The sequence below is a fragment of the Nocardia sp. 852002-20019_SCH5090214 genome (assembly GCF_001665865.1).
In the GTDB taxonomy this organism is placed as follows: domain Bacteria; phylum Actinomycetota; class Actinomycetes; order Mycobacteriales; family Mycobacteriaceae; genus Nocardia; species Nocardia nova.
The window spans coordinates 55,807-80,339 of sequence record NZ_LZMK01000299.1 but is presented as its reverse complement, the minus strand read 5'-3'; the positions used below and the strand labels follow the sequence as shown (position 1 = coordinate 80,339).

Genomic DNA, 24,533 nt, shown 5'->3' with positions numbered 1-24,533 from the left:
GCCGCGCGCCTGCTCGACGTTCTCGACGACGTGGTGGCAAACCACCGGTCCCGATCTGCGAACCGTTACCATCAATCTTAAAGGTGCTAGGTAATTGACCTGGCACGAGCCGAGTGGAAAGCCGGAGATGCCCCGTCCGTCGCAACCTCTGATCCATCGCTCCGCCGTCATCGCGGCGTCCATCGAGATCATCGACTCGGAGGGTCTCGAAGCCTTCAGCCTGCCCAAACTCGCCAAGTACATCGGCGTGAGCGCGCCGTCGCTCTACCACCATTTCGCCGACCGATCGGCGATCCTGGCCGCGGTGGCCCGGCATATCGCGGGTGCGGGCACCATTCCGCGCCGTAAGCCGGGACCGGACTGGCCCGAGTTCTTCGTGCAACTGGCCTTGAACTTCCGCCGGTCGATCCTGCGTCACCCCAACGCGGCGCCGGTTCTGCTGCAGTACCTTCCCCGCGACCTGCTGATCGGCACCTACGAGGAGACGGCGCGATTCCTGGAGGATTCGGGTGTGCCCACCCATCTGCATGTGCAGATCCTCGACGGGATGGAGCGGCTGACTCTGGGCGCCGCGCTCACCGACGCGGTTCGAGGTCCCAGCACCCGCACGACGATCTTCCCGAACGTCGACCCGGAATCGCAGCCCATCCTGACCCGGGCGCTGTCGGAGAACACGCTGACCTCCAAAGGACTCTTCGAGGAGATGGTTCGCAGTTTCCTGTACGGGGTGATGCGAAACCAGGATTCGCAAGCGACCCTGACCGCCTAGAACCGGGCAAGGACGAGGCCGGTACGCGGGTCGGGAACTCGATCCGCGTACCGGCCTGACGTCTCCGCCGGGCGATTACTGTGCCGGAGCAGGCATGTGCACCGTCTTGGTCTCGAAGAATTCCTCCAGCCCCTCGATCCCGCCCTCGCGGCCCAGGCCGGACTGCTTGTATCCACCGAACGGCAGGGTGAAGTCGATGACCGATCCGTTCACGCTGACCGTGCCGGTCCGGATCCGCTGGGCCACAGCGTAACCGCGCTCCAAGTCCTCGGTGTATACCGCACCGGAAAGGCCGTAGATCGAGTCGTTCGCGATCGCGACGGCATCGTCCTCGTCCTCGTAGGTGATCACGGAGATCACCGGTCCGAAAACCTCTTCCTGGGCGACGCGCATGTCGTTGCGCACCCCGTCGAGGAGGGTCGGGGCGACGAAGTAGCCCTGCTCGACTCCCGCCGGAGCATGCCCGCCGGCGATGACCTGGGCGCCGTCCGCCACGGCGCCCGCGATGTAGCTCCGGACGCGATCACGGTGGCGCTCCCCCGCGAGCGGTCCCAGAATCGTCGTCGGCTCCCACGGATTGCCCATCGGCAGCGCGGAATACGCGGCCGACAGCGCCGCGACCACCTCGTCGTGGCGGGCACGCGAGACGAGCACCCGGGTCAGAGCGATACACGCCTGTCCCGATTGCATGCATCCGCCCATGGGCAGTGACTGCAGCACATGCCCGAGATCGGCGTCGTCGAGAATAATGGCGGCGGATTTTCCTCCCAACTCCAGTGACACGCGGGCGATCCGGTCGCCGGCGAGGGCGGCGATGCGGCGACCGGCGGTGGTGGAACCGGTAAAGGTGATGTGGTCGACGCCGGTGTTGGTCACCAGGCTTTCGGACACCTCCCGGTCGGCGACGAGCACGCTGACGACACCCTCGGGGATCCGCCCTTCGTCGACGAGTTCGGCGATCACATCGGCGAAGACGGCCGGCGACAGCGGCGCGTCCGGTGCGGCCTTGAGAATCACCGAACAACCGGCTGCCAACGCCGGAGCGACCTTGAACGCGATGGTGCCGATGGGGCCGTTCCACGGAATGATCGCGGCGACGACACCGTTGGGCTCGCGCAGGATGCGCGACACTCCGCCGTCGGCGCGCACGCGATCCTCACGCTGTTCGAACTGTCGGGCCTCGGCAGCGACCGCGCGGAACAACCCCGCGCTCATCTGCTGCGTCATCGCGCTGACCGTCACCGGCACGCCGACCTCGAGCACACCGAGGGTGGTGAGTTCGTCGATCCGCCGCTCCAGCCTGGTGGCGATTTCATCGATCACGTCCGCGCGTTCGGCCATGGACTTGCCCGACCAAACGCCGGAATCGAAGCTGCGCCGGGCGGATTGGACGGCACGAGCGACATCCTCGCCGGTGGCGCTGCGAATTCGAGCTGCACGCTGTTCGCTCCAGGGATCGATCAGGTCGATCCATTCATCGCCCGCCGAATCGACCCAGTGGCCGCCGATGAAGATCTGCTCGCGGTCGGCGACCGTTCGCGCGGTGACAGCGGTATCGGACGTAGTGGTCATTGCTATCCGGCCCTTTCAGCGGTTGTTGTAGCCGGCGTCGACGGGCAGCGTCACTCCGGTGATGTATCGGGCCTCGTCGGAGGCCAGGAACGCCAAGGCGTTGCTGATGTCGATCGCCTCGATCAGTTCGACCGGCATCGGGTTCTTGTATGCCTCGTCGTCGGCGACCTCGGGGTGGGAGTTCACGAAGGCGCCGTATTCGGCGTTCGCCACCATCGGCGTGTTCACACCCGTCGGGTGAATGGTGTTGACGCGGATGGAATGTTTGGCCAGCTGTTTCGAATACAGCCGCATGAGGCCCACGACGCCGTGCTTGGCGGCGGAGTACCCGGCCTGCCCGGGAAAGGTGTTGAGCCCCATGCTGGTCAGGCCGGCCGCCGAACTGGTGATGGTGATCGATCCGCCGTTTCCGCGCTCGACCATCGGGGGGACTGTCACCTCGAGGGCGTGCCAGACGCCGGTGAGCATCGTGTCGACGGCATCGTGCCAGGCCTGCGGCTCGCTGCCCTGCTCGATCACCGGCATGATGCCGGCGTTGGCGACGACGACATCGACGAACCCGAATTGTTCGATGCCCGCGTCGTAGGCTCGCTGGACGTCGTCGCGACTGCGCACGTCGCCGACGGTGGTGACGATGCGCCCACCGGATTCCTTCACCAGACGGGTGGTTTCGGCGAGGTCCTCCTCGGTCGCCATCGGATAGAACACCGACGGTATCTGCGCACAGATATCCATGCCGACGATGGCCGCGCCTTCCTGCGCCAGCCGCACAGCATGGGACCGGCCCTGCCCGCGCGCCACACCGGTGATGAACGCGACCTTACCTTCGAGACGTTTCATGAAATTCCTTTTGTCACAGCTTTTCCGGAGACACGCCGAACTCGACGCATGAAAACAACCGGGAGGCGGGACTTGTCCATCACCGTGCCCGTTGAATACGGCGAGCGGCTACGAAGTTCGTGAGACGACGGTAGCGCTTCCATGCCGCGAGCGGGGCCAAATAAACCTATTTCTTGTAGATTTATCGATTTTCCGCCGGGGTCGCGGGACGCGCGTCCGCGGGCTCCTGCAACACTCCGGCGCGAACGAGTCCGTCGATCTCCGCCCCAGCCATCCCCAGCACGTCTGCGCAGATCTCCCGAGTCTGCTGTCCGGCCAACGGCGCGGGCCGCAGGGGCGGATCGGCGATGTCGGCGAAAGATGCGGCGCGCGCGGTGGCCGGCAGTGTCGCGGAGAGCAACTGGTGCTCGACGTGGGCGTAGGAGCGGCGCGCAGACAGTTGAGGGTCGGTGAGCAGTTGCGGCAGCCGCAGCATCGGCCCGGCGGGGACTCCCGCACCCTGCAGCTCGGCGGCAGCTTGCCGAGGTGTCCGCCCGCGCAGCCATTCGGCGAGCAGAGAATCCACTTCGTCGCGGTGCCGGATACGGTCCGCGGTCGTGGCGAATCGTTCGTCGGTGGCCAGGTCGCGCCGCCCCAGGACATCACACAGTGCCCGCCACTGCGCGTCGTCACGGATGGTCACGACACACCATTCATCGTCGCCGGCACAGGAGTAGACACCGGCGGGAGCGCAGTGCGGATCCGCATTGCCCGGAGCGACCACCGATCCCGGAGACAAGCTTTCGGCCACGAGCTGGACGCCGAGCTGCATCAGAGCGGTATCCGACTGCGCCACTTCGATAGTCGTTCCCAGGCCGGTCCGACGGCGGGCGATCAGCGCCGCCAGCACAGCGCTCGCGGTGATATGCGCGGCGATGTGATCGGGGTAGACGGTCTGGCCGTCGCACAGTAGTTCCTCGTTGTCGGGGTAACGCCAGAGGGCGGACACCCCGCACGAGGCACGCACCAGCGGCCCGTAACCCAGTCGGGTCCGCCACGGCCCCGATGCGCCGAACGCACTGGATTCCGACACCACGATGCGCGGATTGACCTCGGCCAGACTGTCGTAGGACAGTCCCATCGCCGCGAGGGTGCCCGGCTTGAAGTTGGCCAGCACCACATCGGCGTCGGCGACGAGGCGGCGGAAGATCTCCACCCCCTCGGGGTGCCTGAGGTCCACTCCGATACTGCGTTTGTTGCGGTGCCCCCATGCGACCGAGGCCGCCAGCGCCGCACCGCGTTTCGACTGCCGCAGGCCGTCGGGGAAGTTGGCGTTCTCGACCTTGATCACGTCGGCGCCGTAGTCGGCGAACTGTCTGCTCAATTCGGCGCCGAATACGATCACCCCGAGATCGAGCACCCTGAGACCGGCCAGTGGGGCGGCCGACGGATCGCCGTTACCACCCCGCGGTGGCGCCGGCCGCTGCTCGACGGTCCGGTCGTGTTCGCCGAGTCGCGGTGCGGGCGTGGAGAATTCGGCTCGGACACCGCCGATCTTCGTGTAGCCGGAGGGCACCTTGGCACGCACGCCGGGGATGATGTCCGCATCCACGAGCGCACCGGACGCGTCGAAGTGCGGGGTATTCAGAACCTCGGTGAGGGTGTGCACTCCGCCCACGGGGACGCCGCGACGGGCGCCTTCCTCGACGAGTTCGGCTTGGGTGCGGGTCGCGAAGAGTTCCCCGATCAGCGGGTGCAGCCGGTCGGCCGCGGCGAATCGAGCGGGGATCGTGTCGAATTCGGGTCCGGCGAATTCCGCCGGTTCGCCCAGCCATTCGAACATCGATCGCCACTGCCGCTTGGCCAGCAGACAGATACGGACGTGGCCGTCCTTGCACGCGAAGACCGGATAGAAGTTGGCGGCATCGGGCCGGCCGCGGGGGAAATCCTCGGATCGGCCGGCGGCCGCCGAACCTTGCGTGCCGAAGCCCGGATCGAAACCGTGCACCATCGCTTCGAACGCGGACACGTCCACCGTCTCGCCGTGCCCGGAGTCGACGCGACGCGAATAGGCGAGCAAGGTTGCCCACACCGCGTGGGCTCCCACCGTCTCTTCGACAAGACCTGCGGGCGGGAGCAACGGCTCGGCGCCCGGCGCGCCCGACCGCGAGAGGACACCCGACAGTGCGTACAGCACCGCCTCGGTCGCGACCCAATCGCGGTAGGGCCCGGTCTGCCCGAATCCGGTGATCGACGTCCATACCAATCCTGGTGCGGCAGCGCGCATGTCGTCGGCTCCCACCCCGCGCTCGGCGAGCCATCCGGGTGGGAAGGACTCGACGACGATGTCGGCGGTGTGTGCCAATGCGCGGAATCGCTCGGCGCCGGCGCTGGTGGTCAGATCCGCGGTGATCGCGAGCTTGTTGGCGTTGCGCAGCGCGAAGGCGATACTCGTGCCGCCGACCGTCGGCGCCGCCGAGCGCGAGCGCGAGCCGCCCGGTGGTTCGACTCGGATCACTTCGGCCCCGAGGTCGGCGAGATAGCGGCCGCAGGATTCGCCCAGACCGTCGGTGAGGTCCAGGACGCGGATTCCGTTCAGCGGAAGTGTCATCGTTGGCTCCGTTCGATCGGTGTTGCGGCGAGTCAGGGCGTGCCGAAATACACCGATTTGGTGCGGTAGTACGGGGCGATTCCCTCCGGGCCGAGCTCGCGCCCCAGACCGGACGACTTCACCCCGCCGAACGGCGCGTCCAAATCCAGCAGGTAGTGGTTGACGCCGAAGGTGCCGGTTTCGATCCGATCGGCGATCGCGAGGCCGCGGTCCTCGTCGCTGGTCCATACCGTGCCGCCGAGTCCGTAATCCGAATCGTTGGCCAAGGCGACAGCATCGTCGTCGGTGTCGTACGGCGTGATGGTCAGCACCGGACCGAAGATCTCCTCCTGGGCGATCCGCGCGGAGTTGTCGACGCCTTCGAACACCGTCGGCTCGACATACCATCCGACGGGTTGATCACCGGGGCGGCCGCCGCCGGTGGTGATCCGGTAACCCTGAGCACGCCCGGATTCGATGTAGCCGAGGACGCGCTCGCGTTGCGCTGCGCTGACCAGGGGCCCGATCCGGGTGGCCTTGTCCAGGGGATCACCGATCCGCAGCGCCCCAACCGTCTCGGTGACCACCTCGACCACCTCGGCGTATCGCGAGCGTGGGGCCAGGATTCGGGTTCCGGCATGACAGGTCTGGCCGTTGTTCACCAACGACACCTCGGCCAGCTTCGATGCGAACAGCTCGAGGTCGGCGTCGTCGGTGACGATGGACGCCGACTTACCACCGAGCTCGAGTGTCACCGGGCGCAGCAGCCGTCCGCACACGGCACCGATCGCGCGCCCGGCGGGAGTCGATCCCGTGAAGGCCACCTTGTCCACGCCCGGGTGCTCGACCAGATAGGCCCCCGCGTCGCGGTCTGCGGGCACGACGTTCAGTACGCCTGCCGGCAGACCGGCTTCTTCGGCTGCTTCGGCGAAAGCGTATGCGTCCAAGGCGGTTTCGGGCGCCGGTTTGAGAACGACGGTGCATCCCGCGGCGAGGGCCGGCGCCACCTTCATCGCGGCCAGGGATTGGGGATAGTTCCACGGTGTCACGGCCGCGACCACACCGACGGGTTCGCGCCTTACCACCGTGCGCCCGCCGAAAGCGCTGGGGCGCACATCCTCTCGTCCGGCGTCGCCGACGAGTCGGGCGTAGTACTCGACCATCAGCGCCGGGGCGTATCCGTTGACACTGATCGAGGTGGTGATCGGCATGCCGTTCTCGCGGCTGGCGAGGGCTGCTGTCTGTTTCGCCCGAGCCTTCAACGCGGCAGCGAACCGGTCGAGACGGTCCGCACGCGCAGCAGCTCCCAGAGCGCGCCACGGGGCCAGTGCCCTGCGGGCCGCGGCCACCGCGGCGTCGATATCGGAACGTTCGGCCAACGCCGCCGTACCGATGACCTTTTCGGTGGCGGCCTCGACGACGTCGACCGCCGCGCCGCTGCTGGGCGCGGTCCACTGCCCGTCGATGAACAGTGTGGTTCTGTCCTGATTGATGTCCATGGTCGGTCCTCGATGGGTCAGAGTGTGTCTTCGTGGCCGAACAGCGTCGAGCTGACCAGTGGGGCCATCGGGCCTCCGATGAACAGCGAAACCCGCGCTCCCGGAACAGGGTTCGTCGACGTTCCGCGGATCTGGCGTACCGCTTCGACGGCGAGGCCCATCCCGTTGACGAACGAGTCGGCGATATTGCCGCCGCTCGTGTTGACCGGCAGCTTCCCGATGCCGGCGGTCATGTTGTCGACGGTCAGCACATCCCCGGCCGCCGGTCCGGCCGGCGCGAATCCGTGATCGATCAACGCGGCGACGGCGGGGCCACTGAAGTTCTCGTAGACCTGGACCACGTCCACGTCGTCGTGCGTCAGTCCCGCCGCGGCCCACAGGCGGTCGGCGACGCCCGGGCGACCGGGGCGCCCGGCATACCCGGCGCTGGTGTAGAGATCGTCGTTGTCGATGATCGCGGAGTATCCGCCCGGCGCGCCCTGTGCTCCCGCGAGCACGTAGGCGGCGTCCGGACGCATGAACCGTGCCCGGTCGCGGGAGACGAGCACCAGCGCGACCGCGCCGTCGCTCTCGCGTGAGCAATCGAACAGGTGGAACGGCTCGGTGATCATGCGGGAGGCCTCGTAGGTGGCCTCGTCCAGGGGCCTGCCGTAACCGGCGGCGGTCGGGTTGTTCTGCGCGTGCCGGTAGGCCGCCAGCACCAATGCCCGCATCGCTTCACGGGGTACACCGTCGTGCTCGAGCAGGCGTTGGGTACGCAGAGCGCAGACTTGAGCGGGCGAACCGACGCCGTGAGCCAGATAGTGCGGGCCGTAGAAGTATTTCGCATAGCCCAGCCGGCCCGTGTCCTCCTGCGCCATCGAGCGGTAGACCACTACCGTCTCCGCTTGGCCGGAGGCGATGGCGACCGCGGCGTTGTTGATCGCCGCGGCGACCGTTCCGCCACCACCGCCCCACATCATGTTCGACCACCGCACGTCGTCCACTCCCAGGGCGCCGCCGAGCACCGCACCGTCGTGCCCGCCGCCCGCGTAGGAGACGAACCCGTCGATCGTGTGAGGTGAGATTCCGGCATCGGCGCATGCGGCGACGATGGCTTCCAACGTCATCCGCAGCTCGCCGTGGGGTGCCTCGCCGCGCTTGTAGTGCAGCTCCGCCATTCCGACCACTGCCGCCGCCCCTCGCAATGTCATTCGGCTCATGCCCCCGCTCCTTCGGCCTCGACTCGCCGCCACCGCAACAGCGGCCACGTCGCACCCGGATCCCGTTCGACATGTCCGGTCACGCGGTCGCCGATGCGCACATTCGCGTCGTCGTCGACGAGAAGGCCCAGGACTCGCCGATTTCCGGCGCCGGGCAGTTCCACCAGGATCGTCACGTACGGCACCCGGTCGGCGAGTTCGGTGATGAAGGGATAGTGGCTGCGAGCCCAGCTGTACACCGTGCCCACCGGATCGACGGCCGTCCATTCCGGATCGAAGGTGTGGCACGCCGCGCAGATCCACTGCGGGCCCCAGATCCATTCCCCGCAATTGCCGCAGTGCTGCAAGCGCAATTCACCGACGGTCAGCCCTTCCCAATATGGGAGGTCCAGGCCGTCCGGTGCCGGCCCCCACGGCAATTCCGACACCGTGTCCGTCACAGCGATTCTCCGGAAACCGTGAAATTCTCCAGCGCGGCCGCTTTCCACTGACCCTCGCGCAGTTCCCAGATCGAGCGCAGACCGATCACACCCTCGGGTGTCGTATAGACCGTTTCACCGATCTGTTTGCCGTCCACGACCCGCACATCGCGGATCTCGACACCGTTCACTATCCCGCGCGGCACCGATACCCCGTCGAATACGGTGGGCAGATTCTCCTGCACCATATCGGCGAGGGCCGCTGTGAAATCACCGCTCGCGACGGCACCTACGTGACGCTCGTACAGTTCACGAAAGTCCTGATCAGGCATTCGAGTTCTCCTCGTTTCCCCTGGCGCGACGTGATACGCCGCGCATATTTTTACCTTAAGCCTTTAGGTTTAGGTGGTCAATGCTCGACCACTGCCGACATGCCGATTCGGCTAGCCGGTAACGAATCGGAAGGCGCCCTCGGCGCTGATCTCGACCTGTTCGCCGGCGACATCCGCATTCGCCATGCGCTCGACTGTGCCTGCGTCGCCGGTCGACGCCAGTGCGCGCCCCCCGTCCGGGGTGCGCGCGGCCAGCAGGCCCCGCTCCGGATCACCTTCGCGGTTGTAGACCACCGTCCACGACTCGGTCGCGGCGCGGCCCGCATAGGCGGGATGCGACCGCACCCGCGGGTCGAGGTCCACGCGCGGTTGGACATCGTCGCGGCGAAAACCGTTGCGGGGCGGTTCGGTTCGGTAGACGCCGAAGGCGTGCTTGGTCAGGTAGCCGCCGTTGGCGGTCAACAGTCCGTAGCTGCCCGGCGACCGGCGCAACCGGGTCGCCAGGGTCGCGATCGCGTGGGTGCTGTAGTTGTTCCACGGCCCACCGGCGAACGTCAGCCCGCCGGTGACGGTGAGCGGCCGGCCCGGATCATCGAGGGGAAGCCCGAGTTCGCGCGCCGCGACCTGTACGGCCGAGGGAAAGCACGAGTACACATCGATGTGGCCGACATCGTCGATTCCGATTCCCACGAGTTCGAGTGCGCGGGCGCCCGCGTGCCGGATCGCGGGCGAGCGGTCCAGGGCGGCGCGTTCGGCGATGTCGTAGGTGTCGTGCGCTTCGGTACCGGCGTGCGGGAAGACCCAGTTCTCTCGCGGAATGCCCAGTCGCCGAGCTGTTTCCACCGAACACAACAGCACCGCTGCGCCCTGCTCGACCATATTGTTCGAATTCATGAGCTTGGTATAGGGCGCAGCGATCCACCGGTTGGCCGCGGAGGGCGTGGCGATCTCGGCCGCGGTGTACGCCCGTTGTGTCCAGGCGTGCGGGTTGTGCGCGGCCACGTCGCTGAATCGGGACCACAACGCCGCGATCGCGTCGCGGTGCTTGTCCGTCGACCGGCCGGCCGAGATGCGCAACGCCTGTTCGAACAGCGGATAGATGTAGGCGGGCCGGTCGAGTCCGGCGCGCTGTTCCGCCTCCGATCGCATCGGCACTTCCGGAACCAGCATCGGCGCCGCGGGAACCGACTCGTCCTGCACCGTCCAGTCCGGCCGTATTCCCTGTGCGCGCAGGGTCATTCGCGTACGCCAGGATTCGGCACCGCCGACCAGGACGACATCGCAGCGCCCGGCGGCGATATCCTCCGCGGCCTGGTTGACCAGAACTTGCGGCGTACTGCCGCCACTGCCGGTATAGCCGGTGTGGCGGGGGTTCGCTCCGATTCGCTGCGCGACCAGTGCGCCGGGATCACGGTAGCGCCACGACAACAGTCCGACGATCCGCACGGAATCGACCAACTCCAGCAGCCGGCTGCTACCGGCCTCGGTCGCCGCGCGGGAGGCGGCGTAGACGATCAGATCGACCGGCTCGCAGCCGCCTTCGCGGTCGTTGATCTGACCCCCGCCGACGAGTACCGGAGTACGCGGATCCAGGCTCATGCGCGCACCGCCTCGATGATCCGCTCACGCGACTGTGGGCGCGGCCGGCCGCCGAGAACGAGTGTCGCCGAACAGGCCGGCTTCCAACCGGCGATCGCCCGCTCCATCCGCCGAGGTGGTTGCGCATCCCAGCGTCCGGCCGTCACGCCGACCTTCACCGCGCCGGCCCCTCGTGCATACACGTCATCGAATTCGTTGTCCTGTCGTCGGTTTCGGTAGATGGGCGGGGACGCTCGGTTCGGATCAGGTCGGACATAGGTCGGACTTTCCCTCGAATCGTCGACGACGGCTGCGCGACACGCGCCCGCCACCTACCGATAAAGCTAATACCTTTAGATTAAAAACTCAAGGTGGGGGCTGAATCGTCGATCTATCAGCGATGTTTTCCCGGCCTTGCCGCCGCGGTCGAGCAGAGGGTTTTCAGGCTCCGCCGCGCTCGCCGCCGGTGACCGCGGCGATACGACCCACCTCAGGCGGTAGCGGTGACGTCATGAATCACCGAAGCATCGGCCGGCGCCTCCGGAAAACGCGTTCGCAACACCGGCTTGGCCAGCTTCCCGGAAAACGTTAGCGGCAGCGGTTCACTCAGTGCGACAGCGTGTTTCGGCCGCTTGAACTTCGCGAGATTGTCTCCGGCGAGGATCGCGATCTCAGCGATGACCTCGGCGGCCGGGCGATCACTGTGGAAGACCACCATCGGAACCTCACCCCACCGCTCGTCCTTGACACCGATGACAGCGAGATCGGCCACGCCCTCGATGCGATGGAGCACCTTCTCGATTTCCGCGGGGTAGACGTTCAAACCACCGGAGATCAACATGTCCTTGCTCCGGTCGACGATCTTGAGGTACCCGGCTTCGTCCTGCAGGCCGAGATCACCGGTGCGCAACCAGCCGTCCACCAAAGTGGCGGCGGTCGCCTCGGGTTTGTTCCAGTATTCCCGCATCACATGCTCGCCGCGTACCAGAATCTCACCGACCTCACCGGCGGGAGCATCGACACCGGGATCACCGATCTTGACCTGCGTGCCGACCAAAGCGAGCCCGGCATACCCGGGACGCGGCACGGCGTCTTCGTAGTTGAGTGTCGCGACCATTCCCGACGCCTCGGTCAATCCGTACACCTGGGTGAGCGGGATACCGTGATCTCGATAGAACTCCACCAGATCGAGGCCGACCGGCGCACCTCCGGTAGCGGCGAAGGTGAAATTCGCGAATGTGCGAGTTCCGAAATCGCGGAGCGTCGTCATCCGCTCCCAGATGACCGGCACCGTCGTGGTGGCGGTGATCCGTTCACGTTCGAGGGTGTCCAACGCGATCTCCGGGTCGTACTCCCGCAGCAGCACCATGGTCGAACCCGGCACGACGACCAGTTGCATGAAGATCGACAGCACCGATCCCGTGAACACCAGCGGCGCCGAGCACAGCACCCGATCGCGCGCGCTGAAACCGTAGATCATAGTTTGCGAGATCCCCGGCGCCATCGCGCTGCGGTGGGTTACCAGCGCACCTTTCTGTACACCAGTCGTTCCCGAGGTGTAGCAGATGAAGGCACCGTCATCGGCCGCGATATCCACTCTCGGCGCAACACCCGGGTCGATCAACGCATCGTAGGGGCGATGCGCGCTACCGCCGAGCGCATAGATCTCGAACGGCGTCTGCGCCGCGGCCACCTCCAGCAAGTGCGCGAGATCGTCCTCGACGACGACGATTCGCGGCGCGCAATCGGCCACCATCGGTGCCAGCTCCTTCGCGGTGAGCCGGAAATTGAGCGGGACGCAGATTGCACCCAGCTTCAAGGTTGCGAGCATGAGGTGCGCCAGCTCGGGCCGATTGAGCATCATCACCGCGACCCGGTCCCCCTTGCCGACGCCCCGCGCGGCCAGGCCGCGGGCCAGCGCATCGGTGACCGCATCCAGTTCGGACCAGGTTTCGGCGGAATCGCCGAAAACGATCGCCTGCTGACGGGGTCGGGTCTTGCCCCAATAACGCGTCAGATCCGCAAGATTCATTCGAGCTCCTCGTCATTCGCGGGCCGGATCGGACCCGAACACCGGCAGATGTGACCACCGTCACTGCACAGCAGTAAATCTAACATCTATAGGTTTTTCGCGCAATGCCGAACCCATTTCTCGTGGAATGTCGAATAAGCACGAGAATGACACTCACACAACGTATTTCGCGTGAGTGTCGATTCGGTTCGAAGGGTTCAGCTATCCGTCTCGCGCACCATCTCGAGCAGATGCCGATCCGCCGCCGCGGCGATGCGATCATCGTCGTACCCGGCTACTTCGCGCAGCACCCGGCCGGTATCCGCTCCTGCCGCCGGCGGGAGCGCCGGTGCGAAATTCTCCCCCGCGACGCGCACCGGACTGGTCACGAATTCGAGTTCTCCGACGCCGTCGCATTCGATTCGGTAGGTGTTGTCTCTGGCTCGGAAATGCGGGTCGGCAATCATCTCCGCGACGGTATTCACCGGTCCACCGGCAATTCCGTGCACCAGGAACAGTTCCACCCATTCGTCCCGGGTCCGTTGCGCGAAAATATCTTTCAGCGCTCGCCATACGTACTGCGCGCGCGCGGGCGCCCCGGCATCGGCGGTCGTGAGATCCACGTCCGCGAGATCCTCGCGCCCCACCGCGGTCAGGAAATTGCGCCAGAACTTTTCCACGTGAGATCCGAACAGCATCGCTTTGCCGTCCTTGGTCCGGTACGCCTCGAGCCGCGGCCAGTCCGGCAGCCGGCCGTCGGGCAGCCACGTCGGCCGCGGGATGGAGCGGTCCCGGTTGAGTTCCGCGTCGGTCAGGTCCGGCATCCACGCGGCGGCCACATCGATACCCGACACCTCGATCCGGCAGCCGGTCCCGGTGGCCGCCGCCCGGTGCAGTGCGGCGAGCAGCCCCATCGCACCGTAGGCACCGAGGGCGTACATGGCGATCGGCGGACTGGTCGAACCCGCAATCCCCTGCGCCGGTGGCTGTTCCGGAGTTTCGACCTCACGCAGACCCGCGTACGCGTCGAATACCGGACCACCGGTGCCCAGACCGCGGTACGGCCCATCGGTTCCCATCCCGGATACGGTGCACAGCACGATCGCCGGATTCACCTCGCGGAGGCGATCGAATCCGATTCCGAGCCAGTCCAGGTAACCGCCCCGCATACCTTCGATCACCGCGTCGCACGATCGCGCGAGATCGAGAAACGCCCGCGCGCCCTCGGCCGATCGCAGGTCGAGCGCGACCGACTTCTTCCCGCGATTCCACCTCAGGTGCATGAAGGCCGGGCCGTCCGGATCACCGATCGCGCGACTTCCACCGACCCGCACCGGATCGCCCAGCGGACCCGATTCGATCTTGATCACCTCGGCGCCGAGGTCGGCCAGGTGCCCACCGAGCGAGGACGGCGCCAGCTGGGCCACCTCGAGCACACGCAGGCCGTTCAGCAGGGAGTAGCCGCTCATCCGGCGACACCTTCTTTCCACTTCTTCGAAATATCGTGTGTCTGTTCGGGTTTCAGCTCGATCCACAACCCCTCGGCCTCTGCCAGCAGCACTGCGCCGTGGTGCAGCGTCCCGCGCAGGAGGCGCTTGCGGCCGACCTGTCCGGCCAACCGCGCCGTCACGGTCAATTCGGTGTGCAGAGGCGCCGGGGCGCGGAAGCTGACCTCCAAACGAGCGGTACGTCCCCACGGGCGGTTGTGGTTGGCGAGTCTGGCCATGATTTCGTCGAAGATCAGTGGCGCGACACCGCCGTTCATGGCGTACCGCCCCGAGTGGAAGCGTTCGACCGTGACCCGGCCGATCGCCGCGGATTCGGTGATCCGGTCCAGATGTATCGGCGGCGTCAGCGCTTGGCCGTGTCCGGCCGATTCCCACCGCTTGCCCGCGATCTGCTCATCCTCGTCGACCTCGAACGAGGCCATGGCCGAGGCGATTTCGCGCAGCCGTGCGGCCGCCGTCGCGGCCGCGAGGGGTGTCGGCTTACTGCGTGTGACCGCCTCCTGGACGGCGCGAAGCGCTTCGATCAGGTCGGTGTATTCGTCGATGGTGCCGACGGTTGGTGTGAAGGGGTCGTCCCAACCGGGATTCCAGATGTCAGGATTCACGAATCACCCCTCGTCTTCGAGGCCGTGCCGGCGGAAAAGAACGTCGAGAACATCTCTGTGACAGGCCGCTGTCCGAGCGCCGCACGCACGACCGAGGTTTCGTGGTCGTAGCGCGAGCGCAGGGTTCGCCCCGGTCCGGCGAGCAACAGGTGTTTGATATGCCGGAGACCGTCGGGCGGTTGTGCCGCAATGTCTTCGGCCGTCCGTAATGCTGCCGTGGACACCTCGGCGTCGTATCGCGTGAGCAGGCCCATGGCATAGGCCTCGCGGCCCGGCACAGCTCGTGCAGTCATCAGCATGTCTCGTGCGCGGGCAGCGCCGATCAGGGTGTCGAGCAACCACGTGAGGTTCACTCCCCTGTATTTGGCCGCACTGACCGCCATACTGGTATTCGGGCCGCCGACGCGCAGGTCCGAACATGCGGCGTACAGGGTTCCGGCGCCGTAGGCCATGCCGTCGACGGCGGCCACCGTCGGTTTCGGAAAGCTGAGGTAGCGCCAGAGCAGTTCGTCGCGTTCGGCCATCGACGCCGCCGCATCCCGCGGCGTCATCGCCGCCAGTTCCTTCAGGTCGTAGCCGGCGCAGAACGCCCGGTCGCCGGCGCCCGCCAGAACCACCACTCGCATCGAATCGTCGGCGGCGGCGTCGGAGAGCAAGGCATCCACCTGCCGCTGCATCGCAATCGAGATCGCGTTGTGCGCGTGTGGACGGTCGAGCGTCAACCGCAGCACTCCCGGCGCCGGACGGTCCGAACGCACGTCCTCGTCGGCCATCGACGACTACCGCCGACCGGCCGAAGGGGCCGGCGCAGCGGACTCGAGCCGTGCGACATCACCGGCGACCATCTTGTGAAATACCTGGCCGGGCAGCTCGTTTCGGCCGTAGATCAATTCCTCGACCTGACCGTGGGCGGCATTCTCGGTGATCGTCTTGGTGACGAACCAGTCCTCGTCGTGCAGCGTCTCCATCAGCAGGTCCCAGTTCTTCTCGAGAATCCGCTCTTCGCGCGGTGTCCGCGGCTTGTGGGGTGACAGCAGTCGAATGGTGCAGTAGCTGACGTTCGGATCGACGGCGTCGGGCACGATCGTCCAGATTTCGAAGTGGTTCGGTTCGGTGACGAGCATGGTGCCCGGATAGATCGTGTAGTTCGCCAGCGAGTAGTCGCGGACGTCGAAGGAATCGGGATCGGCGTCGCGCACCTCGGTAATCGCCTTGCGCGCCACCACCAATCGCCAGGAGCGGCCGACCGGATCGAAGGCGGTGATATTGCCTTCGAGGTAGTTGCACACGGTTTTGGTGTGCAACTGGCACAGGTGATACGAATCCTGCACGCCGTCGACCGCGATCTTCCAGTTCATCTCCAGCCGCCAGGTCTCCTTGCGCACCTGATACGAGTCTCCGATTCCCGTGTCGGTGACCTCGGCATCGTGTTTGTCGCCCAGCACCGCGGCGATATCCAGGTCGGCGCCGACGGTGGGAACAACCCAGACCAGGCCGTGTCGCACCTCGCAGGGAAATTCGACCAAGCCGAATTCGCCGCGATCCATTCCCTCGAAACCTTCGGCGTGCGGCATCCCTCGCAACGATCCGTCCTTGCCGTAGGACCAGTTGTGATAGGGACACGCGAACACGCGTTTGCATCCGGATTCGGCGAATTCCACCTTGGACCCGCGATGACGGCAGACGTTGGAAAAGGCCCGAACGCTGCCGTCGCTCTGCCCGACCACCAGAAGAGGAGTCCCGATCAGCTCGGTGGTCAGAAAATCGCCGGCCTTCCGGAGCTCGTCGACATGCGCCACGATGTGCGGAAAGCCTCGCACCACGGCGCGCTCCTTCTCCGCGAGCTCGGGATCGTCGAATACCGAAAACGGCACGCGGAGAACGTCTTCCGCGTAATCGGTGGTGTTGTTGTCCACGTGGGCGATGAGCCGCCGTGTGAGCCTGATCTTCTCGTCGCGCTCCATCGTCCGAGACTGACACACGAGACAATGTTTGTCTAGCATCTTATCTAAAGACTTTCGGTTTTACCGCTCTGCTTGGTACGGTTGTCATCGTGACAGGACGCGGCACGGCCACCGAACGTTCTACCGACACGCGCTCGGCCATCCTCGCCGCGGCGGAATCCTGCTTCGCCCGGCTCGGCATCGCCGCCACCACCATGGAGGACGTGGCGAGGGCGGCGGCAAGTTCCAGGGCCACCGTGTACCGCTATTTCACCGACCGCGACGCGCTCGTCACCGAATCCGTGGTGCGCCGAGCCCGCGCGAATATGGATTCCGCGCGCGAGTTCATCGCGCGGTGGCCGACCATCGAGGATCGCGTCGTCGAGGGCATCTGCGAGGACATCCGGCGCGGCCGCCGTGACCCGATGGTGCATCGGCTGGTCTCGCCTGAAGAAATGGTGCTGGCCGCACGGTTGCTTACCGAATCGGGCCGAGCGATCGAGCTGACCTACGAATTGTGGGAGCCCGTATTCGCCACGGCACAGGCCGCCGGTGCGATCCGCGCCGATCTCGATATCCGGCTGCTGTGCGAGTGGATCTCACAACTGGAAATCCAGTTCATCAGTCAGGGAGCAACCGGTGACGCCGACGACCTCGACGACATCCGGGCGCAACTGCGCACATTCCTGCTTCCCGCCCTCCTCCCCTGACGCGGGTCGACCGTTTCCTTCACCCCAGCCGGCGATGGAACAGCACACCCGGGCCCGTCGCCGATCGCGGCGTGTGGCGGGCCCGGGCGGGTTCGTCAGCGTGGGGCGTTCCCTGCGCCCAGGGCGGACCCGATTCCCCCGATGTCGGTGATCGTCCACTGGTTGTGACTGTCCAGGGTGAGCTGATAGGTCGCCGTCGACTGGATACCTTCCGGCGCTTGGCTGTTCTTGGTCAGCACGCTGACGAAACAATCCACGGCGTAGATGCCGTTGTTGTCCGATCGCACCTTGGCCGCAACAGGTTTCGCCGTCGACACCCATTGCAGCGGAGTGATGATCTGCTCCATGGAGCCGGCCGCCTGAGTCAGGCGATTCGATAGCTCCGGGCTGGTGCCTTTGGTCAGTCGGGACCGCCAGGAGGCGAGGTCTTGAAAATTCATCTCGGCGGCGGCCGTGGCGTAGTCGAGTGCGACCTGCTCGGCGTGCGCGGCGCGCGCCCGCTCGGCCCGCGCGGCATCGATCTGTCCGGCCTTGTCGTTCACTTGCCAGCCGAGCACGGCGACCGCGGCGGCGAGAACGAGGATCAGCGCGCCGAGGACGACGGCTTTCACGGTGACCGTCGACTCGCCACGTGGCGATACCCGGCGCAGGGCGGAGGTCAGCGGCGAGGAACGGCGGGACGTGTCGTCCGGCCCGGGAGCCGACGACGGTGCGGAGTCGACGGGTTCGGGATCGGTGAGTATCGGGGTGGAGTGAGTCATGTTTGCCTTCTTCGAACGCGGGTGGTCAGTAGTCGCTGCCGGTGCTGGTTCAGGGGCTACCTCCCCGGCGGTCGGATGTGAACGGTGACCGCGTCGCCCGAGACGGTCGAAGCCAATGCGTTGTCGAGGAAGCGGCCGACGTCGACCGTCGACATCGCCGCGGCACCGGCGCGGACGCCGGGCAACAGATCCACACCGAGGGTGTGCAGGTCGCCGGAGGTCTTGTCGAGGAATGTCTGCAGCTGGTCGATCAGGGGTGCCGCCCCGTCCTTGATACTCGTGAGCGGGCCGAACGACGCCGCGAAATACACTCCTCCGAGCACATCGGTGAATCCCGAACCGAACTCGGCCAGCCGCGGGGTGGCCGCGGCAAGATCACCGGGCACCGTGCCGGTGCTCTGCAGCAGCGGCTGCAACTGTGTGAGCAATTGCGTCAGATCCCCCGATCGCTGGGTGAGAGTCCTGGCGAGGAGTTCGCCCGCGTGTGACAAGTCGTTGAGCACCCATGGGTCGTCGGGCAACGCGACGTCGACGGTCGTGAAGATGTCACGAATCCGGTCCGGTTCGACCTGTTCGAGCATGCGGGTCAGCCGGGCCGACAATTCCTGGAACGTGGTGGGCACCACCACGTGAGCGGCGGAAACGGTCGCCCCGTTGGTCAGATACGGTCCGGCCGCTGTCGTCGGCAACACCGACACGTAGGCCTCGCCCAGCGCGGAGAGATTGTCGACCCGGAATCTGCTGTCCATCGGGATCCGGTATTCGTCATCGTAATTCCACGAAATCTCCGTGTGGTCGGGCGACGGCGTGATGGCGGTGACGTGCCCGATAGCCACCCCGCGCAGCAACACTCGAGATCCGACGACGAGTCCGTTGGTGTCCGGCACCGCCATATTCGCGGTGTGGACGTGGTCCAGGATTCCGGTGTTCAAGCCGATGTGGTTCAGATAGACGAACGAGGAAGCGGCGATGACGGCCATGCCGGCGACGGATGCGACAGTTTTGAGGTTCATTTCACCGCTCCCAGCATGCGCAGCAGATTTTCGACGTCGGAAACGATGCGGTCACCGGCGGCGGTGTCGATCGAGCGAATGTTCACCGAGGGGTTCTGCGCGAACGGGAGCAGAGTCGTGCGCAGGAAGTCCGACAGTTTCGCCGTATCGGCCGGCGCCTGATCCCAGATGGCGCGGCCGACGCCTCCGGTGTCGGCCAGCGAGTTCAGCATGGGCACCATCCAGAGGCCGCCTTCGTACACACTTCCGACGGAGGGCAGAATCTGGCTGATGTAGGACACGATGTTCACTGCCGTGCGGCGCCAGTAGTGCACGCTCTGTTGCGAGAACAGAGTCGACAGAACCTGCCCCTTATCGTCGATCGCCGCACCGGTCGCCGCGAAACCGCCCAGCATTCGGTCGATTTCACCGGTGTCGCCCGCCAGATCGCGCATATCACCGGCTACGACGGTGGCCAGCCGCTGCACGTCTCCGGGCGCGGGCATGACACGGTTGATACCTGTCATGGCGTCTTCGATCTTCTGGATGCTGCCGCCGTTGACGAAGTAGGCCAGCACCGCCATGGTGTCTTCCAGCTGCGGCGGTGAACTGGTGTGGTCGACGTTCACCGTCGCGCCCGGCTGCAGGTAAGGGCCCTGCACGACGGCGCCGTGGTCGAGCGCGATGTAGGTATCGCCCAGCAGAGTGTTCTGGCGGATGACCGCGTGAACGTCGGCGGGAACCTTCGTCCCCTCCTTCACCTTGGCTCTGACACTGACGAATTTCCCCGCTGCGGTGAGGTTTTCGACCTCGCCGACGCGGAGGCCGTCCATCATCACATCCGCGCCCGTCGGCAGATTCATGGTGCTGGCGAAGTGCAGATCGAGCTGGTAGCTCGCGCCGACACCACCGCGGACCGAGGGCAGATCGTCGGGCCCGACCGAGCACGCGGATGTAGCGAGCAGACCGCACCCGAGCACGGTTGCCGCGGCGCCGGCCTTCCACCGTATGTTCGTCTTCATCGCTGACCTTTCGCGAGCACCATGTCCAACAGGCCGGCGATCGGGAGCTGAACCTGCCCCTCGGTGGCCGAGCAGCTGCCCGGAGCCGCCCGGTTCGCCGCCTCGCACAGAGCGGGAGCAGCCGGAGAATCGACCTCGACGGTCGGCGGACGGTAATCGATCGACATGCCGCCGTCGCCGGCTGCCTGCTGTCGCAACAGCGCCGCGACGGCAGGTATCGAATTCAGCAGGCCGGCAATGTCTTTGGATCTACTCGCGGCCAGGTGGATCGCGTCCGCGACCGGTCCCTGCAGCAACGGCCAGATATCGCCGCCGTAGTCGACCTGAATTTCGTGCAGGACGTTGACCAGCCAGCCGACGCCCACACAGACGTCGACGACCCCGGGCCACAGATCGATGCCCGCGGCAACCACCCCCGGCATCTGATCCAGGATGGATCGAATCGCCGGCCACCGTTGCAGCGCTTCGTCCGTCAAGGGCGCCATGTTCTCGATGATGGCGCCGAGGTCGGCGGTGAGCTGGTCGGGGCTCGCTGCCGCCGCGGAGGCGTGCAACATCAAGGCACGGGCATTGTCACCCTGGCCGCGCAGCGCCTGCTCGAATCCCGAGACCGCCTTCTCGAAGCTTTCCTTGTTGTCGTCCGGACTCAGCGCATCGATGAAATCCGCTGCCGAGCCCGCGATCTCGGAAATGCTCTTGGGGGTGAAGCTGTGCTGTTGCGGGATGCACTGTCCGGCAGCGAGTTCGGGCCCGGAGTGGTAGTTGCCAACCAATTCGACGCTGCGATCGGCGAGGATGGATTTCGAGCGCGTCACCGCGCGCACATCGGCGGGAAACCGTCGTCCCCCGTCGAGGGAGAACGTCACGTGCACGTGGTCGCCCTCCGGCTCGATCTTGTCGACGCGCCCGACCTGAAATCCCATCTGGGTCACCGGGTTACCGGGGTAGAGACCGACCGCATCCGGCATCTGCGCACAGAACCCTGAGACCGATTTCGCGCCATCCGGGTCGACGACCGTGAAGCCGACGCCGCCGACGAGTGCGAGCGCAACGACCGATCCCGCACCGATCAGATACTTCCTGTTGATCGTCATCTCAGCACGTCCGCCCGGGAAGAGGAACACAGATATCCGTCGCCAGAACCGTGCCGCCGGCCACCGTCGCCAGCCCCTGAGGGGTGAGCCAGGCCTCGAGCTGAGCGCGCAGATCCTGTAGCTTGTCGATCGCCGGGCCCATATTCGTGGTGAAACTCTCGATCGATGTCTTCACCTTCTCGACCGCGTCGCGCACCTGATCTTTGTGATCGAGGAAGAACTTCATTTCCGGTTGCAGTCGCATCAGAACGTCACCGAGCAAGCTGTATGCCTCGTTGAATCCGACGTGCGCGTTGTCGTAGGTGGAGACGACGACATCGATCTGGCGGATCAGGTCGAAGACGAAGTCGCGGCTGCCGTTGAACGTCTTCGAATAGTCCGAGGCCAGCCCCGTGATCTGCTCGATCTGAGAACGCTGCCGATCCATGACGGAGGCGATGCTGTTCATTCCCGAGATCACCGAGGCGAAGGAGGTCGAATTGTGTTGCAGCGCTTGGGCGAACTGGTCGATATTCGCGTCGACGGTGCTGCCGTCGACCTTGTCGGTCACGTGCGGCGCGGCCTGGAGAACGTCCCCGATCGAATACGGAACGGTGACGTGATCGGCCGGTATCACGCGCGAGCCGAGTGCACCGCGCCCGAGGGGCACGATGGTGACCGCGTACCCACCGACCGGGGTGAGCATGCGGACCTCGACACGGGAGTCGTCACCGATGAAGGTGTCGGCGGAGATACGGGCCTCGACCAGAACCGTGTCCGGCCGCAAGGACACCTTGTCGACCTTACCGACGGTGATGCCGGCTACTCGGACCTCCTGCCCGGTCGACAGCGCCGAGGCATCGGTGGTTTCGAAGGAGACACTGCGTTGCCCGACCGGATGGGTGTAGAAGACGGTGGTCGCACCCAGAGCGACAACCGCGGTGACAACCACGACCGTTCCGAGCAGAACTTCACTCCCGGCGACTCGCCGGATCACATTCCGCATCGAGCCGCGGCGCGGTCCGCTCGTCAGTGAGCTTTGCATACCACGACCTCGCTTCCGTTGAGCAAAACTTCGACCTCCGTGGGGAGTTCGGCGATGCCGTGCGTGCAGTTCATCGCCGCCGGTGCGGCCGTGGTCTGCGGCATCTGCAGGCCGGCCAGGGCGACCGGTAACAGCCGCAGCGCGTCGGCGGCCTGGGGCAGGGAGGCGAACGCCTGGGTGAGCAGTTTGTCCACGTCCACGTCGCGGGAAAACCCGAGTTCGGTGATCAGCTGATGTACGGGGGTGAGAAATTCGGGGCCGAACTTGGCCGTTTTGGGAAACTCGCCCAGTACGGTCATCGCTTTCGCGATGGGGAAACTCAGCGATTTCATGAATTCCATGACCTGCGGTGACTTTCCGCCCATCGAGTCGGAGATCCGCGACAAGTTCGTGACGAGTGTCGAGATGACTTGTTCGCGATCGTGCGCCAGGTCGGTCAGTTTCTGCACGCTGTCGAGCATCGGCGCCAGACCGGTGCCGTCGCCCTGCAGGAGGGTGATGGCGTTCTGCATGAAGGTGTTGACCTCGTCGGTACTCATCGTGCTCAGGACCGGTTGCAGGCCGTTGAACAACTGAGTGATGTCGAACGACGGGCGGGTCCGGTCGGTTCCGAGGTGGTGCACGGCGCGTCCCGACTGCTCCGGTTCCTCGAGGTCGACATATCGGATACCGGTGAGGTTCTGGTATTTGACGGCCAGAACCGTAGTGTCCCGCAACTCGTACGGCTTCTCGAGTGAGAACGTCACCTCGGCTGTGCTCGCCCCGTTTCTGCGGGTGAGGTCGATGGCCGAAACCTTGCCGATCCGAACACCTTTCGTTCGGATGTCCCCATTGACGTGCAGCCCCGACACGTCGGTGAACTCGGCGCTGTAGCTTCGGGTGTCACCCCGCACAGGGTTTTTGATCGCGCTGAGAATGATGGAGAACAGCACCACCGCCAGGACCGCTGCGGTCGCGAGCTTTCCGAGTGTGAGGAACGTCTTCGTGCGTGGACTCATCGGTGCTCCTCCCCGGCCGGCGCGGCCGGAATCCCGGTCAGCGCCAAGGGTGTGGCGAACATCGGCAGGTCATCGACGATGATTCTCAGGTTGAGCGTCTTCTTGCCGTCGCTACCGGTGAACGCGGCGTTGTAGCGGTCGATGAGCGTCGTCAACTCGCCCGGCACCGCGCCGCCGCCCAGAATGTGCGGAACGACATCGGTCATCGCCTGCACGAGCTGGGTGACCGGCGTCAGTTCCGAACCGTGCGACGCGAGCAGGTGACCTGCCTTGCCGAACAGGCTGTTGGCGGCCAGGCCGAGGCCTTCGTCGGTTTTGTCCATGAAGTCGTCGTCGACACCGACCGAGCCGTCCGGCCGACGATTGTATTTGCTGTCGTAGACGTTGTAGAGCGCGTCGACCGCTTGAGTGCTGAACGCCGGCATCACCGCGAGAATGTCGTCCGCATAACGCATCAGCTCGGTGGGCATCGCCTGCTGGGTGGCCGCCACCCGATCGGCGAACACGATTCCGGATTGAATCAGCGGGGTCAGTCCGTCGGTATAGCGAATCACCTTGTTCAGCGTGGTGACCATCGACTGGGTCAAGGTGCCGTCGATCGCCAGCGAACCCTTCTCCAGCATCGTCGACATGGTGAAGTCACCGGTCGGCGTCTTGTTCAATGTGCTGCCCGCGACCAGCCGGTTGCCCTCCGGATGGGCGATGAGATCCACCGCGGTGATGCCGAAGTAGTTCTGCGGCCGGAAATCGAGCTCGAAGTCATCGGTGAGGCGGGAGGAAATGCCTTCCTGCAGTTGCAAACTCATGCGCACCGTGCCCGGTGTGGTCTTTTCCAGACGCGTGATCTCGCCGATCTCCGCGCCGTGCAAAATCACCTTCGTTCCGGTGCCGACGCCCGGACCGACGTACGGTACGTCGACGTTCAGCGCGAGACCTGCCGGCTTGTGCACGCGCGGATACACCCACAGCACGACGACGAGCACTGCGGCGATCCCGAGGGCGACGCCGACGGCCGCCAATTCGACGAGACGCTTCTGGTGTCGGTCGGTTCCGCGCAGGAAGTCCTGATTGCGAGTCTTGGCCAT

At 65.7% G+C, this 24,533-nt stretch carries 23 protein-coding genes; 2 read left to right on the top strand and 21 right to left on the bottom strand.

Annotated features, from left to right (window positions below; all coding sequences use genetic code 11):
• The first annotated feature begins 127 nt into the window (after window positions 1-127).
• The gene (locus A5780_RS23880) at window positions 128-769 is read left to right on the top strand and encodes a TetR family transcriptional regulator (RefSeq protein WP_064909662.1); all 642 of its coding nucleotides are present in this window, start codon (window positions 128-130) and stop codon (window positions 767-769) included.
• A gap of 75 nt (window positions 770-844) precedes the next feature.
• Here A5780_RS23880 and A5780_RS23875 read toward each other — a convergent pair whose 3' ends face one another.
• The 14 genes from A5780_RS23875 to A5780_RS23815 all read right to left on the bottom strand — a co-directional run bounded on the left by A5780_RS23875 (window position 845) and on the right by A5780_RS23815 (window position 16,868).
• Window positions 845-2,341, bottom strand: a complete 1,497-nt coding sequence (locus A5780_RS23875; protein ID WP_064909661.1) for an aldehyde dehydrogenase — start codon at window positions 2,339-2,341, stop codon at window positions 845-847.
• 15 nt (window positions 2,342-2,356) lie between these two features.
• Window positions 2,357-3,181, bottom strand: a complete 825-nt coding sequence (locus A5780_RS23870) for a mycofactocin-coupled SDR family oxidoreductase (RefSeq protein ID WP_064902812.1) — start codon at window positions 3,179-3,181, stop codon at window positions 2,357-2,359.
• A 181-nt stretch (window positions 3,182-3,362) separates the two neighbouring features.
• A complete protein-coding gene (locus A5780_RS23865; protein ID WP_064909660.1) occupies window positions 3,363-5,771 on the bottom strand; it encodes a CaiB/BaiF CoA-transferase family protein in 2,409 nt (802 codons plus the stop codon).
• Between the two features lie 32 nt (window positions 5,772-5,803).
• A complete protein-coding gene (locus tag A5780_RS23860; protein WP_064909659.1) occupies window positions 5,804-7,249 on the bottom strand; it encodes an aldehyde dehydrogenase in 1,446 nt (481 codons plus the stop codon).
• A gap of 17 nt (window positions 7,250-7,266) precedes the next feature.
• Complete coding sequence (locus A5780_RS23855) at window positions 7,267-8,451, bottom strand: hypothetical protein (protein ID WP_064909658.1); 1,185 nt, start codon at window positions 8,449-8,451, stop codon at window positions 7,267-7,269.
• The gene (locus A5780_RS23850) at window positions 8,448-8,891 is read right to left on the bottom strand and encodes a Zn-ribbon domain-containing OB-fold protein (RefSeq protein ID WP_369817504.1); all 444 of its coding nucleotides are present in this window, start codon (window positions 8,889-8,891) and stop codon (window positions 8,448-8,450) included. The genes A5780_RS23855 and A5780_RS23850 overlap by 4 nt, the downstream gene beginning before the upstream one ends.
• Window positions 8,888-9,202, bottom strand: a complete 315-nt coding sequence (locus A5780_RS23845; RefSeq protein WP_064909657.1) for a hypothetical protein — start codon at window positions 9,200-9,202, stop codon at window positions 8,888-8,890. Before A5780_RS23845 ends, A5780_RS23850 begins: the two co-directional genes overlap by 4 nt.
• 111 nt (window positions 9,203-9,313) lie before the next feature.
• A complete protein-coding gene (locus A5780_RS23840) occupies window positions 9,314-10,801 on the bottom strand; it encodes an acetyl-CoA acetyltransferase (protein ID WP_064909656.1) in 1,488 nt (495 codons plus the stop codon).
• Window positions 10,798-10,983, bottom strand: coding sequence for a hypothetical protein (locus tag A5780_RS40195; protein WP_146100983.1), 186 nt, complete (start codon window positions 10,981-10,983; stop codon window positions 10,798-10,800). Before A5780_RS40195 ends, A5780_RS23840 begins: the two co-directional genes overlap by 4 nt.
• Before the next feature lie 287 nt (window positions 10,984-11,270).
• Window positions 11,271-12,812 carry a class I adenylate-forming enzyme family protein gene (locus tag A5780_RS23835; RefSeq protein ID WP_064909655.1) on the bottom strand — a complete coding sequence of 514 codons (1,542 nt, stop codon included), beginning with the start codon at window positions 12,810-12,812 and terminating at the stop codon, window positions 11,271-11,273.
• Window positions 12,813-13,009: 197 nt separating this feature from the next.
• Window positions 13,010-14,260 (bottom strand): CaiB/BaiF CoA-transferase family protein, encoded by a 1,251-nt coding sequence (locus A5780_RS23830; protein WP_064909654.1) that lies wholly within the window; start codon window positions 14,258-14,260, stop codon window positions 13,010-13,012.
• Window positions 14,257-14,904, bottom strand: coding sequence for a PaaI family thioesterase (locus tag A5780_RS23825; RefSeq protein WP_064902820.1), 648 nt, complete (start codon window positions 14,902-14,904; stop codon window positions 14,257-14,259). The genes A5780_RS23830 and A5780_RS23825 overlap by 4 nt, the downstream gene beginning before the upstream one ends.
• On the bottom strand, window positions 14,901-15,677 hold the full coding sequence (locus A5780_RS23820) for an enoyl-CoA hydratase/isomerase family protein (protein ID WP_064909653.1): 777 nt from the start codon (window positions 15,675-15,677) through the stop codon (window positions 14,901-14,903). Before A5780_RS23820 ends, A5780_RS23825 begins: the two co-directional genes overlap by 4 nt.
• 6 nt (window positions 15,678-15,683) lie before the next feature.
• Complete coding sequence (locus A5780_RS23815; protein WP_064909652.1) at window positions 15,684-16,868, bottom strand: Rieske 2Fe-2S domain-containing protein; 1,185 nt, start codon at window positions 16,866-16,868, stop codon at window positions 15,684-15,686.
• 89 nt (window positions 16,869-16,957) lie between these two features.
• Between A5780_RS23815 and A5780_RS23810 the strand changes: the two genes are divergently transcribed.
• Window positions 16,958-17,557 carry a TetR/AcrR family transcriptional regulator gene (locus A5780_RS23810; protein WP_104364568.1) on the top strand — a complete coding sequence of 200 codons (600 nt, stop codon included), beginning with the start codon at window positions 16,958-16,960 and terminating at the stop codon, window positions 17,555-17,557.
• Between the two features lie 95 nt (window positions 17,558-17,652).
• Here A5780_RS23810 and A5780_RS23805 read toward each other — a convergent pair whose 3' ends face one another.
• From A5780_RS23805 to A5780_RS23775, 7 genes are read right to left on the bottom strand one after another with little or no spacing between them, the layout of a single operon-like run.
• The gene (locus tag A5780_RS23805; RefSeq protein WP_064909650.1) at window positions 17,653-18,318 is read right to left on the bottom strand and encodes a hypothetical protein; all 666 of its coding nucleotides are present in this window, start codon (window positions 18,316-18,318) and stop codon (window positions 17,653-17,655) included.
• A gap of 56 nt (window positions 18,319-18,374) precedes the next feature.
• The gene (locus A5780_RS23800; RefSeq protein WP_064902825.1) at window positions 18,375-19,331 is read right to left on the bottom strand and encodes an MlaD family protein; all 957 of its coding nucleotides are present in this window, start codon (window positions 19,329-19,331) and stop codon (window positions 18,375-18,377) included.
• Complete coding sequence (locus A5780_RS23795) at window positions 19,328-20,332, bottom strand: MlaD family protein (RefSeq protein ID WP_064909649.1); 1,005 nt, start codon at window positions 20,330-20,332, stop codon at window positions 19,328-19,330. The genes A5780_RS23800 and A5780_RS23795 overlap by 4 nt, the downstream gene beginning before the upstream one ends.
• On the bottom strand, window positions 20,329-21,426 hold the full coding sequence (locus A5780_RS23790; RefSeq protein ID WP_064909648.1) for an MlaD family protein: 1,098 nt from the start codon (window positions 21,424-21,426) through the stop codon (window positions 20,329-20,331). Before A5780_RS23790 ends, A5780_RS23795 begins: the two co-directional genes overlap by 4 nt.
• A 1-nt stretch (window position 21,427) precedes the next feature.
• The gene (locus tag A5780_RS23785; protein ID WP_082976683.1) at window positions 21,428-22,450 is read right to left on the bottom strand and encodes an MlaD family protein; all 1,023 of its coding nucleotides are present in this window, start codon (window positions 22,448-22,450) and stop codon (window positions 21,428-21,430) included.
• Window positions 22,435-23,448: an MlaD family protein gene (locus A5780_RS23780; RefSeq protein ID WP_064909647.1), complete on the bottom strand. Its 1,014-nt coding sequence runs from the start codon at window positions 23,446-23,448 to the stop codon at window positions 22,435-22,437. Before A5780_RS23780 ends, A5780_RS23785 begins: the two co-directional genes overlap by 16 nt.
• Entirely contained in the window at window positions 23,445-24,533 is a 1,089-nt protein-coding gene (locus A5780_RS23775) for a hypothetical protein (RefSeq protein ID WP_064902877.1), read from the bottom strand. The genes A5780_RS23780 and A5780_RS23775 overlap by 4 nt, the downstream gene beginning before the upstream one ends.

Coding starts and splice junctions, on each gene's coding strand:
- A5780_RS23880 (WP_064909662.1), top strand. CDS start 128: ATGCCCCGTCCGTCGCAACCTCTGATCCATCGCTCCGCCGTCATCGCG.
- A5780_RS23875 (WP_064909661.1), bottom strand. CDS start 2,341: ATGACCACTACGTCCGATACCGCTGTCACCGCGCGAACGGTCGCCGAC.
- A5780_RS23870 (WP_064902812.1), bottom strand. CDS start 3,181: ATGAAACGTCTCGAAGGTAAGGTCGCGTTCATCACCGGTGTGGCGCGC.
- A5780_RS23865 (WP_064909660.1), bottom strand. CDS start 5,771: ATGACACTTCCGCTGAACGGAATCCGCGTCCTGGACCTCACCGACGGT.
- A5780_RS23860 (WP_064909659.1), bottom strand. CDS start 7,249: ATGGACATCAATCAGGACAGAACCACACTGTTCATCGACGGGCAGTGG.
- A5780_RS23855 (WP_064909658.1), bottom strand. CDS start 8,451: ATGAGCCGAATGACATTGCGAGGGGCGGCGGCAGTGGTCGGAATGGCG.
- A5780_RS23845 (WP_064909657.1), bottom strand. CDS start 9,202: ATGCCTGATCAGGACTTTCGTGAACTGTACGAGCGTCACGTAGGTGCC.
- A5780_RS23840 (WP_064909656.1), bottom strand. CDS start 10,801: ATGAGCCTGGATCCGCGTACTCCGGTACTCGTCGGCGGGGGTCAGATC.
- A5780_RS23835 (WP_064909655.1), bottom strand. CDS start 12,812: ATGAATCTTGCGGATCTGACGCGTTATTGGGGCAAGACCCGACCCCGT.
- A5780_RS23830 (WP_064909654.1), bottom strand. CDS start 14,260: ATGAGCGGCTACTCCCTGCTGAACGGCCTGCGTGTGCTCGAGGTGGCC.
- A5780_RS23820 (WP_064909653.1), bottom strand. CDS start 15,677: ATGGCCGACGAGGACGTGCGTTCGGACCGTCCGGCGCCGGGAGTGCTG.
- A5780_RS23815 (WP_064909652.1), bottom strand. CDS start 16,868: ATGGAGCGCGACGAGAAGATCAGGCTCACACGGCGGCTCATCGCCCAC.
- A5780_RS23805 (WP_064909650.1), bottom strand. CDS start 18,318: ATGACTCACTCCACCCCGATACTCACCGATCCCGAACCCGTCGACTCC.
- A5780_RS23800 (WP_064902825.1), bottom strand. CDS start 19,331: ATGAACCTCAAAACTGTCGCATCCGTCGCCGGCATGGCCGTCATCGCC.
- A5780_RS23795 (WP_064909649.1), bottom strand. CDS start 20,332: ATGAAGACGAACATACGGTGGAAGGCCGGCGCCGCGGCAACCGTGCTC.
- A5780_RS23790 (WP_064909648.1), bottom strand. CDS start 21,426: ATGACGATCAACAGGAAGTATCTGATCGGTGCGGGATCGGTCGTTGCG.
- A5780_RS23785 (WP_082976683.1), bottom strand. CDS start 22,450: ATGCAAAGCTCACTGACGAGCGGACCGCGCCGCGGCTCGATGCGGAAT.
- A5780_RS23780 (WP_064909647.1), bottom strand. CDS start 23,448: ATGAGTCCACGCACGAAGACGTTCCTCACACTCGGAAAGCTCGCGACC.
- A5780_RS23775 (WP_064902877.1), bottom strand. CDS start 24,533: ATGGCCAAGACTCGCAATCAGGACTTCCTGCGCGGAACCGACCGACAC.